This window comes from Streptomyces sp. NPDC059668, assembly GCF_042734135.1.
Taxonomy (GTDB): domain Bacteria; phylum Actinomycetota; class Actinomycetes; order Streptomycetales; family Streptomycetaceae; genus Streptomyces.
This window is the reverse complement of record NZ_JBHWEL010000014.1, coordinates 1-14,335: the sequence shown is the minus strand read 5'-3', so window position 1 is coordinate 14,335 and position 14,335 is coordinate 1. Positions and strand designations below refer to the sequence as shown.

Below are 14,335 nucleotides of genomic sequence, written 5' to 3'. Positions count from 1 at the left end.
GTCCGGCCAGGGCAAGGTGACCTTGGTCCGGGCTCGCGGGACGGGCCGGCCCGGACCCGCGGGATCGGGCCGGATGTGCTCGCGGAATCGGCCGGACGTGCTCGGGGGGACGGGCCGAACGGACCCGTGCCCTGGGACTCCGCCGGGCGGGTGCGACGAGGGCCGAGAGAGCCGAGAGAGCCGACCAGGCCGCCTCGCACGCGGATGTCAGGAAGTCGTCAGCGTGTGGGAAGCGTCTCCCACCTGCACCGTTCCCACCCGCCGACGCCTACCATCGGCGGAGTGTGCGCACATGTGCTGGTCGCGGAGGACGACGAGAAGCAGGCGGAGCTGATACGCCGCTCGCTGCTGCGGGAGGGACACACCGCGACCGTGGTCCACGACGGCGCGGCCGCCCTCGACGAGGTCCGGCGGCTCAAACCGGACCTCGTCGTCCTGGACCTGATGCTCCCGGTGATCGACGGCTTCGGGGTGTGCAGGGTGCTGCGCAGGGACGGCGACATCCCGGTCCTCATGCTCACCGCCCGCTCCACCGAGGACGACGTCCTGCTCGGCCTGGAACTCGGCGCGGACGACTACATGACCAAGCCCTACAGCCCCCGCGAACTGATGGCCCGCATCCGCACGGTCCTGCGGCGCAGCGGGCGCGCGGCCACCGAGCAGGACCGGATCGTACGCGCGGCCGGCATCGCCGTGGACCCGGTACGGCACGAGGTGCACTGCGACGGCTCACGCGTGGAGTGCACACCCGGAGAGTACGAGATCCTGCGCGCCATGACCGCCGAACCCGAACGGGTCTTCTCCCGGAGGCAGTTGTTGGACCGCACCCGCGGCAGCGACCGGGCCTCCACCGAGCGGGCCATCGACGTGCACATCATGAACCTGCGCAGGAAGATCGAACCGGACCCGCGCCGGCCCGTGCGGTTGCTGACGGTGTTCGGCGTCGGGTACAAGCTCAGCGGTGACCGCGGATGAGGTCAGGCATACCGCTGCGCAAGAGCCTGCTCGTACGGCTGATGATCACCTCGGTCCTGATCGCCCTCTGCTCGGTGGCGGCGACGGCGTGGCTCGCGGTGCAGACCACGACGCGCGCCATCCAGGAGGAGCAGGGGCAGGCACTCGCCGACGACACGGAGATCCTCCGACAGCTCAGCGGATACGCCGCGACACACGCCGACTGGTCCGGCGTCCGCGGCACCCTGCGCGAACTGTCGGGCAGCACGGGCCGGCGCGTCGCGCTGACGGCGCCGGACCACACACCGATCGCCGACTCCGCGGCCCCCGGCACCGCCCTGCCGCCGGGCGCCGCGGCCACGATCGACCCCCTGCGCACCGACACCTACTCCGAGCCCGGGGCGCAGCTCAGCGGCATCGACCCTCGTGCGGTGGGCCCCTACCGACTGCCCTCCCGGGAACGCGCGCGGCTGCGGGTGCTGGCGACGGAACGACAGAAGTGCTTCCTGCGCAACGGCATCGAGACCACCGTCAAGGGAACACCGAGCGGCCGCCCTGTCCTGATCGACGCGAACGGGGTGAACGGCAACGCGAACGTGCCGAACGAGTGCGCGGACGGACGGCTCAACACCCCCACGCACACCGAGCAGACCGCGCTGGACGAACTGACGAGGCTCGCCCGGCCGTGCCTGGACCGGGAGCACGTGGGCCCCACCGCGTTCATCGAGTTCGGCACCACCGACCGGACCACGGAGCCGGGTTTCGCCTTCGCCAAGACGGCGAAGGGCGGGGAGGACACGGCACGTGAGCGCAAGGGGCGGGAATGCGTCACCGAAGCGCGCCGAGAACAACTCGACCCCACGGTCGCCCCGGTCGCCGAACTGTTCCTCGGTACGGGCGACACGGCCGTACCGCACTTCGACATGTCAACCGCCAACAAGGCCAAGGTCGTCGCCGTCACCGGTCTCGTCCTCGCCCTCACCGTCGCCGTGACCGCGCTGGTCGCCACCAGACTCGTACGCCCGCTGCGCGCGCTGACCCAGGCCGCCCAGCAACCGCCCGAGGCGCACGCCCGGGTGCCGGTCACCACCCGGGACGAGACGGGCATCCTGGCCATGGCGTTCAACGAACTGACCGAGCGCCGTGAACGGCTGGAGGCCCAGCGCAAGGCGATGGTCAGCGACATCGCCCACGAACTGCGCACCCCGCTCACCAACATCCGCGGCTGGCTGGAAGTGACCCGGGACGGCATCGTCGCCCCCGACCCGGAACTGCTCGCCTCGCTGCACGAGGAGGCGATGCTCCTCCAGCGGGTCATCGACGACCTCCAGGACCTCGCGGCGGCCGACGCGGGCGCCCTCGCGCTGCACCCGGAGGCGGTCCGCGCGGACGAACTGGTCGAACAGGTCGCCGCGGCGCACCGGGTGATGGCGGAGGCGGCGGGCATCGCTCTGCGGACGACGGTGGACGGGACGCCGTGGTTCGACGCCGACCCGGTGCGGATGCGGCAGGCGCTCGGGAACCTGGTGTCGAACGCGGTACGCCACACCCCGAGAGGCGGCACGGTCACTCTCTCGGCACGGCGGGTGGACGGCGAGGTGGTCCTCGACGTGACCGACACCGGCAGCGGTATCGCTGCCGGGGATCTGCCCAGCGTCTTCGACCGGTTCTGGCGAGCGGAGAAGTCACGCAGCCGACGCACCGGCGGCAGCGGGCTCGGCCTGTCCATCGTCCGCCAGCTCGTCGTCGCGCACGGGGGTACCGTCACCGTGACGAGTGAGGTCGGGACAGGCTCGGTGTTCACCCTCCGCCTTCCCGGCAGCGTCCCCCCGACCGACCCGGAGGACGACCACTGACCTGCGCAGGGTGGTGCTGCCGGTACCAGGATCCGCGTTCCTCCTCACAGCAGGGTTCTGGCTGCCCCGACTCCCCGGGAGCACTGTGGTCCCATGAACACCATCAGGATGTCGGCCGCCGGAATCCGGGTCACGCCCCTGAGGTCGCTCGCGGGACGCACCTACGTCCCGCGCGGCGGACGCGGAGCGACGATCGCGGGCACGAGCGTCGGAAGAGCTGGCGCGGGAGGCACCGGCGCCGGAAGCACGAGGGTCGGAAGCGTCGGGATCGGAAGACGGGCAGACGGCGCGGAAAACCAGGCTCCAGCGGTCGAGGCGACCGTGACCGGTGGCGAAGACGCCGTGAGTGCTGTCGGTGACATGGAGCCGCCGGACGCTGTCGGTGAAGGGGGATACCGAGGCGTGGGCCTCTACGGTACGGGTCGCGTGCGGCACCGCCCTGGTGTGCCCGACGAGGTCCTTCACCGTGTCGCGGGAGGCGACGTTCTGGTCGGTTCGGCGGCCGGGGACTGCCCGCGCGGACCAGACCGGACCTTCTGACTCCGGTCAGGCATGCGTCGACGAGTCGACGAGGTCGCCGCGGCGGGCCGATGCCGCTGGTTCGTACCGCCGACAGTGGGCTCGACAGCCTTGGGGCGCACCCGGCGGGCACGTCGCCTTGTCAGTGGTCTGGTGAATGATCGGCGGGTCAGTTCCTCTACGACGTCGGGACACCATGCCGATCAAGAACGAGCAGGTAGTGGGGCGTGCGTTTCTGCGGCCGCTGTACGCGGACACGTACTTCCCCGATCACGTCGTCGACAAGGGCAGGGCGATTCTGCTTCGGCTGTGCGAGCGGATCGAGGCCGAGCAGCCGTCGGACCTGGCGGCCCTGTATGCCCTCACACAGGCCGCGACGGAGGAGTTCAACCTGCTGGAGGCGGAGTTCGAGGCGGCCGGAAGCGAGATCGAGACGGTAGCGCGCGAGGAGATCGCCGAGGACTTCTCGTTTGTCGCCTCGGCCTACGGCTTCGCGGGCGCGGACGTGGAGGAGCTGATCGCTACGCGGGATTGGTGACCACCGAGTCCCTAGCTTGTCGTCTTAACGACTCCGGCGGGAAGGCAGCGGTGCTGAGGCAGCGGTCGACGGAGATCTATCCCCAACAGCGTCCTACCCACCATCCGTCGTCGGGCGAGGCGAAGGGGTCGGGCCAGGTTTTGGCGATGTAGAGATCGTCGAGCGGTTTCACCAGACGCCGCAGTTCACGCGCCGCCGGTGACGGAAGGGCGTGCATCGCCGCTTCCAGGACTCCCCGCTCGTCGGCTGTGTGGAAGGGGTTGCACAAAGGGCAACCACAACCGCCGGAGAGCGCTCGACGGGGGCGGTGGGCTGTTCGCGACCACTGCCGCAAGGCCTGGGCTATGGCCCCGGGCCAGAACCGATCGTGTTCGAGGCGGGAAACCGCTCCGGCAAGCTTGCCGGAGCCACGCGCCAACCCAGGTGTTGGTGTTCCATGCGTCTGCCGCCTCGGGTGACGTCCGGAGGCGCGGACTTGGGACGGCCGATTACGCGGCATCGCCCTTTCTGAGCTTGTTGTTCACGGGGCCAGCATTCCAGATCCGGGGTCGGCTTCGCACCCCGGATCAGGCATCGGACGGATCGTCTCGCCAGTGAGCCGGGGCTTGGTTCGTTGCTTGCCAACTACGTGATCAGCGGGAACCTAGGCACGTTCGGAAGGATGGGCGCCGGACTTGTCTGGAGCCAGAGACGCTTTCCCAGGTAAGAACCGAAACACCCGCGAGACCACCTCAGTCCTGTGCATCACCCTCCTCGAAATGCAGCGCCAGCGCGCGCAGGATGTCAGCGGTCGACACTTCCGCTGCGCCGTCGTCGTGCGCCTCGGCGAGAGTGACGAACGCCAGGGCGAAGGCGGCGGCCATCTGCTCGATGGCCGGTGACCACTCGCGCTTGACGGCCATGGTCACGTCGCGGACGGTCGCGTCGGGAGCGAACTGCAGCTTCGGCATCAGATCCGTCAGGAGCGAGGAGATCATCCTGGATGCCGGTTCGTCGCCCTTCTCCTGGCCTTCGCGGATCAGTCGCCGCCTTTCGAGGGCTTCCGTCAGTACGGCAACGACTCCTTGCATTACCTCGCGGTGCTCCATGCGCGGCAGCCTACGACTCCCGTGCGAGCCACGATCCAGAAGCGCGTGGGCTGTTCGTGTGCAGAGACGAGCGCTTCGGCCCCCAGGACCAGGAGTGCAGCCACGGCCTCCGGGGAGCACGGGTCGCTGCTGTAGCGGGGTACGACAGCCGAGTGCGGCCCCGGCAGGCGTGTGCAGCCCAGCCGGGGTACGCCAAGGTAGAAGCCCGGGCGGAGATGTTCGGCAAGCGCGTCGTACCTTCAGACGGAGTCCTCCTGCCGGGGGACGAGCGCGTGGTAGGTGTCCTGCGGAGCACGCCAGGGGTCGTAGACCGACAGGCCGTCGAGGACTTCGGCCGGAACGTCGATGGCCCACCTGGCCGCTGCCCGGCCGTAGCGGCTACGACCCCGCCGCCCGCGAGAGAACCAGGGCGCGTTTCGAAAGTCGATCTTCGATGTGAGCGGAGTCCGTTGCGGGGGTGGCGCCCGGCGGCCGCCTTTCCAACACTGGTGGCGTACAGGCGACGGGGGGCACAGACATGGCGACGCGCACAGAACCGACGCAGGCGCCGTTACCGGAGCGGCGGCCGGAGCTGGACGCGATCCGGATGCTGGTCGTGATCGGGCTGGTCTTCTTCCACTCGGCGCTCGTATTCGCTGCCGACGACGACTTCTACGTCAAGAACACCGAGACCACCGAAGCCATCATGATCATCGCAGGGTTCGGGGTCGTCTGGGCCATGCCGCTGCTGTTCCTCATCTCCGGCCTCGGTGCCTGGCACTCGATTCAGCGCCGCGGCGCCTGCGGCTTCGCCGGCGAACGGCTGCTGCGGCTCGGCGTTCCGCTGGTCTTCGCGACCCTCGTGCTGAACCCGCTGCCCCAGTGGCTGCGGCTGCGCTCGGCCGACGCCGACTACCACGAGTCGTACCTCGGCTTCCTGCCCCACTTCTACGACGTGCACCTGGAGCCCGAGGAGTTCCCCTTCCTCGTCCAGGGCGAGCACTTCGAGACCGGCCATCTTTGGTTCGTCGTGCTCCTCCTGGCGTTCTCCCTCATGCTGGTGCCGTTCCACCGGTGGTTGCCGCACGAGCGCGTCCGCCGCATCGGCGACCGGGTGGCGGAGGCGACCCTGCACCGGCGGGGCGTCGTGTTCCTGCCGGCCCTCGCCTTCGCGGCGATCTGTGCCTTCGCACGGCTGGAGGAGGACTACGCGGGCTGGCACCGCTGGTCGTACCTGCTGTTCTTCGTCGCCGGCTTCGCGCTCGCCTCCGACGCCCGCTTCCGCGTCGTGATGCGGCGCGACGCCGGGACCGCAGCCTGGCTCGGCGCCCTGCTGTTCGCGGCAGCCGGCCCCGGCTTTGCCCTGGCCGACGAGCCCTTCACGGAGATGACCCCCTTGGCCACCGCCTCACGGGCGCTGTTCGGTGCGGCCGGATGGTGCCTGGTGGTCGCCATCCCGGGTCTCCTCGACCGCCGGCGGCTGGAGCAACCGCCTGCGGCGCCGAACCCGACCCCGACGACGCGTCGGCGCCTCTATGGCTATCTCGCCGCGGCCGTGCTGCCTCTGTACGTCCTGCACCAGCCGATCGTGGTCGCCGTCGCGTACTTCGTGATCGGCTGGTCCGCGCCGATCCTGGTTGAGTACGTCGTACTGGTGGTGATCTCCCTCATCCTCACCCTCACCGCGTACGAGCTGCTGGTCCGCCGTACGCGGGCGACCCGCTTCCTGTTCGGGATGCGACGCTAGGGGCGTCTCGAACGTTCGGCTGGTCGTGGTCAGGCTGCCGGGGAAGGGACCGCCTCGGCCGCCAGCCGGAGATTCCTGATCATCGGATTCGGGTCGTCCTTGCGGCTGACCAGGACGACCCGGCTCGGGGGAGCGCCCTCGATCGGGACGGTGACGAGGTCGGGACGCAGTGAACTGCGCCGATCGCCGACGGGTAGCACGGCGATCGCCCTGCCGCTCGCGACGAGTTCGAGCTTGTCCTCGTAGCTCTCGACCGGTGGCACACCGGCCCCGAGGATCCGGTAGGAAGTCCAGTCTGCGGTCTCGAACGCGCAGGGCGCCGCCTCCTCGCCGGCCAGTTCTTCCGCGGTCACCGACGCGCGGTCGGCCAGGGGATGGCCGCGCGGGACCACGAGCATCCGGGGCTCCTCGTACAGCGGGGTGGTGTCCACGTCGTCGGCGGCGAGCGGCAGCGGAGCCCGCGCGATCAGGGCGTCGACCCCCTTGTCGGACAGCGCCCCGACGTCGCGGCAGCTCAGGTACCTGGTGGCGATCTCGGCGTCCGGGTGCCGGCGGCGCAGTTCCTGTACGGCGTCGGTGATCACCAGGTCCTCTACGTAGCCGATGGTGATCCGCTCGGTCTCGGCCTGCTCACGTACGGTCAGCTCGGCCTGGCGGGCTGCCCGCAGCAGGGCCTCGGCCTGAGGAAGGAACCTCTGGCCGGCCGAAGTGAGCCGGGTGCCCTGGGGCACCCGGTCCAGCAGCCGTACGCCGAGATACTTCTCGAGCCGTTGGATCTGGCGGCTCAGTGCCGGCTGGGCCACGTGCAGGTCGGCTGCGGCCCGGCCGAAGTGCTGGTGCGCCGCCACCACGGTGAAGTAGCGCACCAGCCGCAGTTCCAGATCCTGTCCCAGATCGTTCACCGGGCCAGCGTAACGCGTCATGCCTTTTCGGAATGATCAGGTTGCCGAACCGGTCTTGGACGGCCGTGCCGTCGTGGGCCTTGACTGAAGGAGCAACGATTTCCGAGGAAAGAGACAGGCGCGATGAAGGCGATCCAGTTCCACGAAGCGGGCGGGCCGGAAGTCTTGCGGTATGACGAGGTGCCGGTTCCCGAAATCGGTCCAGGGGAGGTACTCGTCCGGGTGCACGCGGTGGGCATCAACCCGCCGGACTGGTACCTGCGTGAGGGAATGAAGGTCATGCTGGCCGAGATGAGGCCGGTACTGGAATACCCCCTGACCCCCGGAACGGACATGTCGGGCGTGGTCGAGGCGGTCGCACCGGACGTGCTGGGATTCGCTGTCGGGGACGAGGTCTTCGGCATGCTGCGGTTCCCCGGATTCGACGGCCGGACGTACGCCGAGTACGTCGCCGCGCCGGCTTCGGACCTGGCCCACAAGCCGGCCGGCATCGACCATGTTCACGCGGCCGGCGCGCCGATGGCGGCGCTCACTGCCTGGCAGTACCTGGTCGATCTCGGCCACGACGTGCCGTCTCCGTTCACCGGTCAGGTGCACCGGCCGGTGCCGATCACGCCAGGCATGACCGTGCTGGTCAACGGGGCCGCCGGGGGAGTGGGCCACATCGCGCTGCAACTGGCGAAATGGAAGGGCGCGCACGTCGTCGCGGTGGCCTCGGGCCGGCACGAACAGTTCCTGCGCAAGCTCGGTGCCGACGAGTTCATCGACTACACCAGAACACGGGCTGCGGACGTGGTCAGCGGTGTCGACCTGGTGATCGACGCCGTCGGGGGCCCGGACAGCTCACGCTTCCTGGCCGTGCTCAAGCGCGGAGGCACCATGCTTCCGGTGTTCTTCGCCCAGTACGACCCGGAAGAGACGGCGAGTCTGGGCATCACCGTCTCGAACATTCAGGTGCGCTCCAACGGCCCCCAACTCGCGGACATCGGGCGCTTGCTCGATGACGGGACGGTCCAGGTCGGGGTGGACAGCACCTACCCGTTGCACGAGGCGGCCAGCGCACACACCCGAGCCGCACAGGGTCATATCCAAGGCAAGATCGTGCTGACGGTGGTCTCGTGATCGCCGAACTCCACCAGGCGGTGGCGAAGTTCACCCACGCCCTGGACTGACTGAATGTGTCCGAGCTGGAAACGGTCCTGACCGAAGATACGACCTGGACCTTCACGATGCCCGGACAGGAAGTGCTCGGTCCGGTCGGCGGCCGTGCGAGGGTGCTCGACTCTCATTCGTGACGAGCGTCCCATCGGGGGTACCAGCCGATCAGCCCCAGAGAGCCGGGCGGTTTCGCCCGGCGCGCCTGCTCCCGCACGAGGCCGGCGTGCCTGATCGGCGCATACGCGAAAACCCTCCGCGACCTGTGCGGGTCGCGCGGGACGGGGCGCCGGCACCAGCGCCCCGTCCGTCTCGTACCGTCTCGTTGCGTCACGTCCCGATCGGGCATGCCGTGTGCTGAAAATCGGGTGGTGAGAGTGGTGAGAGACAGCCGCCGTCGGCGTGCGTTCTGCGAGCTGCTGTCAGCTCAGATCGTCGGCGTGTCGTCGACGGGCTCCTGGTGCGGTTCGACGATGAACTTCCAGCCGGTGCTGGGCTCCATGAACCGCACCCGCGTGGGGTAGATGTCCAAGGCGCGGCGGTCGCGGTTCTGGCCGCCTGTGCTCTTCCGCCCGCGGGCCGGCTCTTCGTACAGGTCGACCTTGACGTCCGGCACCGCCACGACTTCCTCGTTCCAGCGCTGGACGATTCCCGCGCCGAACGCTTCCCTGGCGGCGGTGTAGAGCGACTCCAGAGATTCCTTGTTCCCGTTGGGCACGAAGAGGGCGAGGTTCAGGAGGACGCCGGCGCTCTGGAGAACCTCGATTTCCTCCCCGGCTTCGTCGGCAATCCAGATCCCGCGCTCTTCGGCGTTGTCCGGAAGAACGTTGATCTCCTTGCCGAAAATTGTCTTCGCGATGAAGGATCCTCCGTCAAAATACTTTCCCGGCTTCGTGAGGAAAGCCGGAGCGAAACAGTCGAGAGAAAGGTCGTCCAGATCCGCCGAGACGAAGATCTCCTCCTGGAGGCCCAATTCTGAAACCTCGTCGCTCGTAAGACGTCGAGCGGTAATCTTTTCGGTGTTCACGCTATTTCTCCCTTTTCGTATGGCCACGGACAGTCCGAAGATCCGCTGGGTCCGATGCTTCCGGCTCGGCCACGGCTCCACCAGCAGGCCTGAGTTGAGGCCGGGGCGAGTGGTGCCGGCGGCTGAGCGCGTTGCTCGAGATCGCCGCCCCGGACAAGATCCCAGATGCGGGACCCAGGCGGCAAATCTTCGTGGGAAAGGCGGAGGCGACAGCATCGCCGCCGGACATCTCGGGCTTCCCGCCCCGCCCCGCTGCTCAGGACGCCCGCCCGCGTGGACCTGTTGAGGTGTATCGGTTTGTCAGTATTGATATTTCGATGTGGATGTGTCAGCACCTGTAGTGCTGATAAGGGCCGGTTGGTTCGTGTGAGCATTCAGTGGGATCGGCGGCGGCTGGCTGAACTCCTCGCGAAGTGGTGAACATACGCAGTCCGTTCTCGGGTTGTGGGTCAACTTCCGTGCGGAGGGACGCTTCGTCATGGCTGGGCGTCGAAGTGCGCGATGGAAAGCGGCGGCGGGAGAGGCACTGCGCGAACGCGTGTGCGCATGGCCTGCCACTGCTTCCAGTCCTCCGGGGCGGCCCACTTCGAGGCCGGCCCAGCTTCGGCGCCGGCGATGCGGGCGAGGGCTCGCCGGCGAGCGTCCGAAGGTCGGAAGGGAGCACGGGCATCGGCGTTTTCGGGCCGTAGGGCGTGTCGACGACAGCTTGGCCCCCCGGGCATCGCGCCGCGACGAGTGCGGCGGCGGCCACCGCCCCGTCCGCTTGCTTCCCTGAGATGGCCCGCGCCGACGACCGTCCGGACGGGAACGCCTCGGACCAGAGCTTCACATGCCGCGGGCTCGGCGTCGTCGAGAGCGTTGGCCAAGCCCGCGGCTGTGTCGTTGCCGAGGGGGCCGATGCCCGAGGTTCCCATGCTGATCTCCTTGCGTGATGTCGTCCGGATCCTCGCATCAGGCACTGACAACGCGGCTACTGCGTACAAGTCGGAGACCTGCGCGGCCGAACACGCAGGCGGGTCGCACTGCGAGGCGGGCGAGCGGTGTGCCCTCTTGGAGCGACGGTGCTGCCGGGGCGGTCGTGTGGAATCTGGCTTACGTCCTCGGCGGCACTGCGTAGGGTTGGGGTTCCGGACGGATCAGGGGGGCTTGTGAGTCTGAAGAGCGCTTACTTGGAGACCGCCGCGCAGGCCGTAGCGTTGTTGGAAGCGCCGGAAGTGGCCGCCTCGTGGGAGAAACCCAGCGCGTTGGCGCAGTGGACGGTCGGCGGTCTGGCGGGCCACCTCGCGTATCAGATTTTCAGCGTGGATCCGGCGCTGGAGGGACCTGACTCTGAGCAGGAACCCATCTCTGTGCTGGAGCACTACGCGCGGGCCGTGTGGATCGACGCGCCGCTCGACGGCGAGGTCAGCTCTGGAATTCGGGCGAAGGGCGAAGGCATCTCGTCCGAAGGCGTGCGGCTGTTGGTCGAGCGCGTCCGTGCCGCGCTCGACCAGCAACGAACCGGCCTTGAGGAAGTACACGGCGACTGGGTGGTGTTCATACCGCAAACAGGGTGGGCGCTGAGTCTGGACGACTTCCTCGTGACCCGGATGGTTGAGCTCGCTGTGCACATGGATGACCTGGCGGTCAGCGTGGGCCTCAGCGCGCCGGAGCTCTCCGGCGCGGCCCTCGATCCCGTCGTGGCGCTGCTGACCGGGCTTGCGGTCCGGCGCCATGGCCAAGCGGCCCTGCTGCGTGCCCTGACTCGCACGGAGCGGGCACCAGCTGCGATCAACGCGTTCTGAACGTTGGGTCAGCTCGTGGGCAGCCCGGTCGACCTTGGCTCTGGTGTGGGCGGGTCGCTGGGACTCAGATGATGAGAGCCGCAGGCTGAGCGATTGCCCCGTGCTGGATTCAGATGCCCGGAGCCGCGCGCGGCGTCGGGAAGGGGCTGCCCGATGTCCTACTTGACCACCAGGGGTGATCCTCTTGGCGAGGAGAGGTCGTGGTGCCGTCTGGTTCAATGCCGTGGGGCCACAGTCGCACCCATGGAGGCTCGGTGTGATGGGGGACGGGGGAGGCGGAGGGGCGTCTCCTCGGTCGAGTGCTTCGCGGGCAGTGCGGAGTCCTTGGTTGATGTCATGCGCTTCGTATGGGGAACCGGCGATGTGGGCGAGGGTTTCGGGTTCTCCGGCGCGTCACTCGTAGGCGCATCTTCCTGGGCTTGATCGGGACGATCGCTGCCGTGCGGCATACTCACATCGGCTCTGGTGGGCCAGGTCAGGGGGAATCATGGGGATCGCCATCGGACTGCTCATGCTGGGCGGGGTGTTCTCTCTGGGGTGGATGATCTTCACTCGGAAAGTCGGCCTTCAGCCCGGGCGGACGGCTTCCTTCGACCGCGTCTTTCCCCGGATCGTCGGCGGCGTCTTCATGTTCGGGGCCGTGTATGGGCTGCTGATCCTGGTGCACGCGCTCCTGCGCTGATGTTCTTCCGGAGCGCACCGGGGTGACCGGACGGGTGGCTTCGTCTCTCCAGTGACACCCCGCACGACGGCCCGGGCCACGAGGTCGCGTCGCCGCCCACCGGCACGCGAAGCTCGAAAAGACGGTCTGGTCCACCATCCGTGCGGATCCCGCGGCTTGAACTGTGGGTGGAACGGTGGAACGCGGCCTCCGCGCGGACGGCTGAGCGTGCCGGGTGCCAGCGGGTTCCAGCGGGAGAGGCTGCTGCGGGGTGGCCGCGGGTCGGGGACGAACGCCGGGACATGTTCGTGTATCCACTGCAGAACGGCGAGCCGTGACGCCGTCGGTCCGCCTGCCGGACGGTGGAACCAGCAGGACCGACACGTCGGCAGCACCGCCGGCCGGCACCCCGTGTGGCACAGGCGCGGACGTGGTGCGTACACCACGTCCGCATCCTGCCATCCGGCGCTCCGCGGCCACCGGGAAGCCCTGTGCCCGAACTGCCGTCGTGGCCGTGCTTCAGCCGATGCGAGCTCCCGAGCCGCTGACCCGGACGCGAGGGTCACCCGCGCGCAGTGTCACCGTGAGCTCGCCGGGGCGGCCCAGGTCCGCGCCCTGGTGCAGGGTGAGGACGGCGTCCGCGGGGACCAGTCCGAGGTCACGGGCGTAGGCACCGAACGCGGCGGCCGCGGCACCGGTCGCCGGGTCCTCGACGACGCCACCGACGGGGAACGGGTCACGGACATGGAAGGCGGTGGCCGACTCCCGCCACACCAGCTGGACCGTGGTCAGGTCCAAACGGTGCATCAGCGCTTCGAGGCGCGCGAAGTCGTAGGCGAGATCCGCGAGACGGGCACGCGTCGCCGCCGCGAGAACGAGATGGCGGGCGCCGGCGAAGGCGACACGGGGCGGGAAGGCCGGGTCGAGATCGGCGGCCGGCCAGTCGAGCGCGGCGAGTGCCTCCGCGAGGTCGGTGTCGGCGATCTCCTCGATGTGCGGCTCGACACTGGTGAGCGTGGCCCGGAGGGTCCCGCCCTCCTCGGCCACTTCCACCGGCACGGTGCCGGCGCGCGTCGCGAACACCAGCTCCCCGGGGCCCATCCGCTCGGCGAGCGCGACCGCGGTGGCGATGGTGGCGTGCCCGCAGAACGGCACCTCGGCCTTGGGGCTGAAGTACCGAATGCTGTACGCCCGCCCCTCCTGGCCGCCGAGATCCTTGGGGGGCGCGGTCAGGAACGCGGACTCCGAGTATCCGAGGCCGGCGGCGATGGCCAGCATCTCGCTGTCGTCCAGCGCAGTGGCGTCCAGGATGACACCGGCGAGATTCCCGCCGTCGGGGGTGCTGGAGAAAGCGGTGTACCGCAGTACCTCGGGCTTCGGCGTATTCGTCGTCATGCTCGTGGCAACGCCGGGTGGGTCCAAGGGTGTTCCCGGACGCGGGGCGGCCGGCTCACGGCCCGCGGTGAACGCCCTGGGTCCGCCGGGGGCGGCCGGCGACGCGGAAGACGCGCTCGCCCTGTGAGGTACGGGCGGCGTGTGACGGCACGGTTCAGGTCCGTTGTTCGCGGCAGCCTTCGTCGTTGCATTCGAGGGTGGCGAGGGTTTGGTTGACCTGTTCGCTGGTGAGGGGTGGTTCGGGTAGTTGGTGGGCGCCTTGGGTGCGGAAGGCGTCGAGCATGAGGTAGAGGTGGCGGCGCCAGGCTTGGGGGGCGATGGTGCGGGTGGCCTGGATGATGCCGGCTTGGGACCAGATGACGAAGGCGATGTCCTGTGCGGTGACGTCGTCGCGCAGGGCGCCTTGTTCCTGGGCGTTGTGCATGATCTGGGTGCAGATTTTCTTGGCGCGTTCGTACATCTCGCGGCCGGCTGCGTGCAGGGGCAGGCGGGCTGAGACCAGGTCGTTGAAGGCGCGGTCGCAGGCCTGGAGCTGGCAGAGCTTTTCGAGGTAGCGGCAGAACCCTTCCCAGGCGTCGTCCATGGCCGCGGCTTCTTCTGCTGAGGCGAGCAGTTCCGTGTACTTCGCGTTGAAAAGCGTCTCGACGAGGGCGAGGCGGGTGGGGAAGTGGCGGTAGAGGGTGCCGATGGCGACTCCGGCGTCGCGGGCGATGCCTTCGAGGGATGCGTT

General features: G+C 69.0%; 12 protein-coding genes. 7 read left to right on the top strand and 5 right to left on the bottom strand.

Annotated features, from left to right (window positions below; translation table 11 throughout):
* The first annotated feature begins 282 nt into the window (after positions 1–282).
* From ACFV2J_RS13370 to ACFV2J_RS13360, 3 genes are all read left to right on the top strand, one after another.
* Positions 283–975: a response regulator transcription factor gene (locus ACFV2J_RS13370; RefSeq protein WP_385082066.1), complete on the top strand. Its 693-nt coding sequence runs from the start codon at positions 283–285 to the stop codon at positions 973–975.
* Positions 972–2,810 (top strand): sensor histidine kinase, encoded by a 1,839-nt coding sequence (locus tag ACFV2J_RS13365; protein WP_385082068.1) that lies wholly within the window; start codon positions 972–974, stop codon positions 2,808–2,810. Before ACFV2J_RS13370 ends, ACFV2J_RS13365 begins: the two co-directional genes overlap by 4 nt.
* Before the next feature lie 715 nt (positions 2,811–3,525).
* Positions 3,526–3,867, top strand: a complete 342-nt coding sequence (locus ACFV2J_RS13360; protein WP_385082070.1) for a DUF5713 family protein — start codon at positions 3,526–3,528, stop codon at positions 3,865–3,867.
* 731 nt (positions 3,868–4,598) lie between these two features.
* On the opposite strand, the gene ACFV2J_RS13355 is transcribed toward ACFV2J_RS13360, so the two are convergent.
* Positions 4,599–4,955, bottom strand: coding sequence for a hypothetical protein (locus ACFV2J_RS13355; protein WP_385082071.1), 357 nt, complete (start codon positions 4,953–4,955; stop codon positions 4,599–4,601).
* A 517-nt stretch (positions 4,956–5,472) separates the two neighbouring features.
* On the opposite strand from ACFV2J_RS13355, the gene ACFV2J_RS13350 reads away from it, so the two are divergent.
* Positions 5,473–6,681, top strand: coding sequence for an acyltransferase (locus ACFV2J_RS13350; RefSeq protein WP_385082072.1), 1,209 nt, complete (start codon positions 5,473–5,475; stop codon positions 6,679–6,681).
* A 29-nt stretch (positions 6,682–6,710) separates the two neighbouring features.
* On the opposite strand, the gene ACFV2J_RS13345 is transcribed toward ACFV2J_RS13350, so the two are convergent.
* The gene (locus tag ACFV2J_RS13345) at positions 6,711–7,583 is read right to left on the bottom strand and encodes a LysR family transcriptional regulator (protein WP_385082073.1); all 873 of its coding nucleotides are present in this window, start codon (positions 7,581–7,583) and stop codon (positions 6,711–6,713) included.
* 123 nt (positions 7,584–7,706) lie between these two features.
* On the opposite strand from ACFV2J_RS13345, the gene ACFV2J_RS13340 reads away from it, so the two are divergent.
* On the top strand, positions 7,707–8,705 hold the full coding sequence (locus tag ACFV2J_RS13340) for an NADP-dependent oxidoreductase (protein ID WP_385082074.1): 999 nt from the start codon (positions 7,707–7,709) through the stop codon (positions 8,703–8,705).
* Between the two features lie 460 nt (positions 8,706–9,165).
* Here ACFV2J_RS13340 and ACFV2J_RS13335 read toward each other — a convergent pair whose 3' ends face one another.
* On the bottom strand, positions 9,166–9,765 hold the full coding sequence (locus ACFV2J_RS13335) for a hypothetical protein (RefSeq protein WP_385082075.1): 600 nt from the start codon (positions 9,763–9,765) through the stop codon (positions 9,166–9,168).
* Positions 9,766–10,913: 1,148 nt separating this feature from the next.
* On the opposite strand from ACFV2J_RS13335, the gene ACFV2J_RS13330 reads away from it, so the two are divergent.
* Together ACFV2J_RS13330 and ACFV2J_RS13325 are read left to right on the top strand one after the other, a co-directional pair.
* Entirely contained in the window at positions 10,914–11,549 is a 636-nt protein-coding gene (locus ACFV2J_RS13330; RefSeq protein ID WP_385082076.1) for a maleylpyruvate isomerase N-terminal domain-containing protein, read from the top strand.
* Between the two features lie 487 nt (positions 11,550–12,036).
* Positions 12,037–12,231, top strand: coding sequence for a hypothetical protein (locus tag ACFV2J_RS13325; protein WP_385082078.1), 195 nt, complete (start codon positions 12,037–12,039; stop codon positions 12,229–12,231).
* Positions 12,232–12,729: 498 nt separating this feature from the next.
* Here ACFV2J_RS13325 and ACFV2J_RS13320 read toward each other — a convergent pair whose 3' ends face one another.
* Positions 12,730–13,605 carry a PhzF family phenazine biosynthesis protein gene (locus ACFV2J_RS13320; RefSeq protein WP_385082079.1) on the bottom strand — a complete coding sequence of 292 codons (876 nt, stop codon included), beginning with the start codon at positions 13,603–13,605 and terminating at the stop codon, positions 12,730–12,732.
* A 154-nt stretch (positions 13,606–13,759) separates the two neighbouring features.
* A partial coding sequence (locus tag ACFV2J_RS13315; protein ID WP_385438580.1) for a TetR/AcrR family transcriptional regulator occupies positions 13,760–14,335 on the bottom strand: 576 nt, incomplete at its 5' end.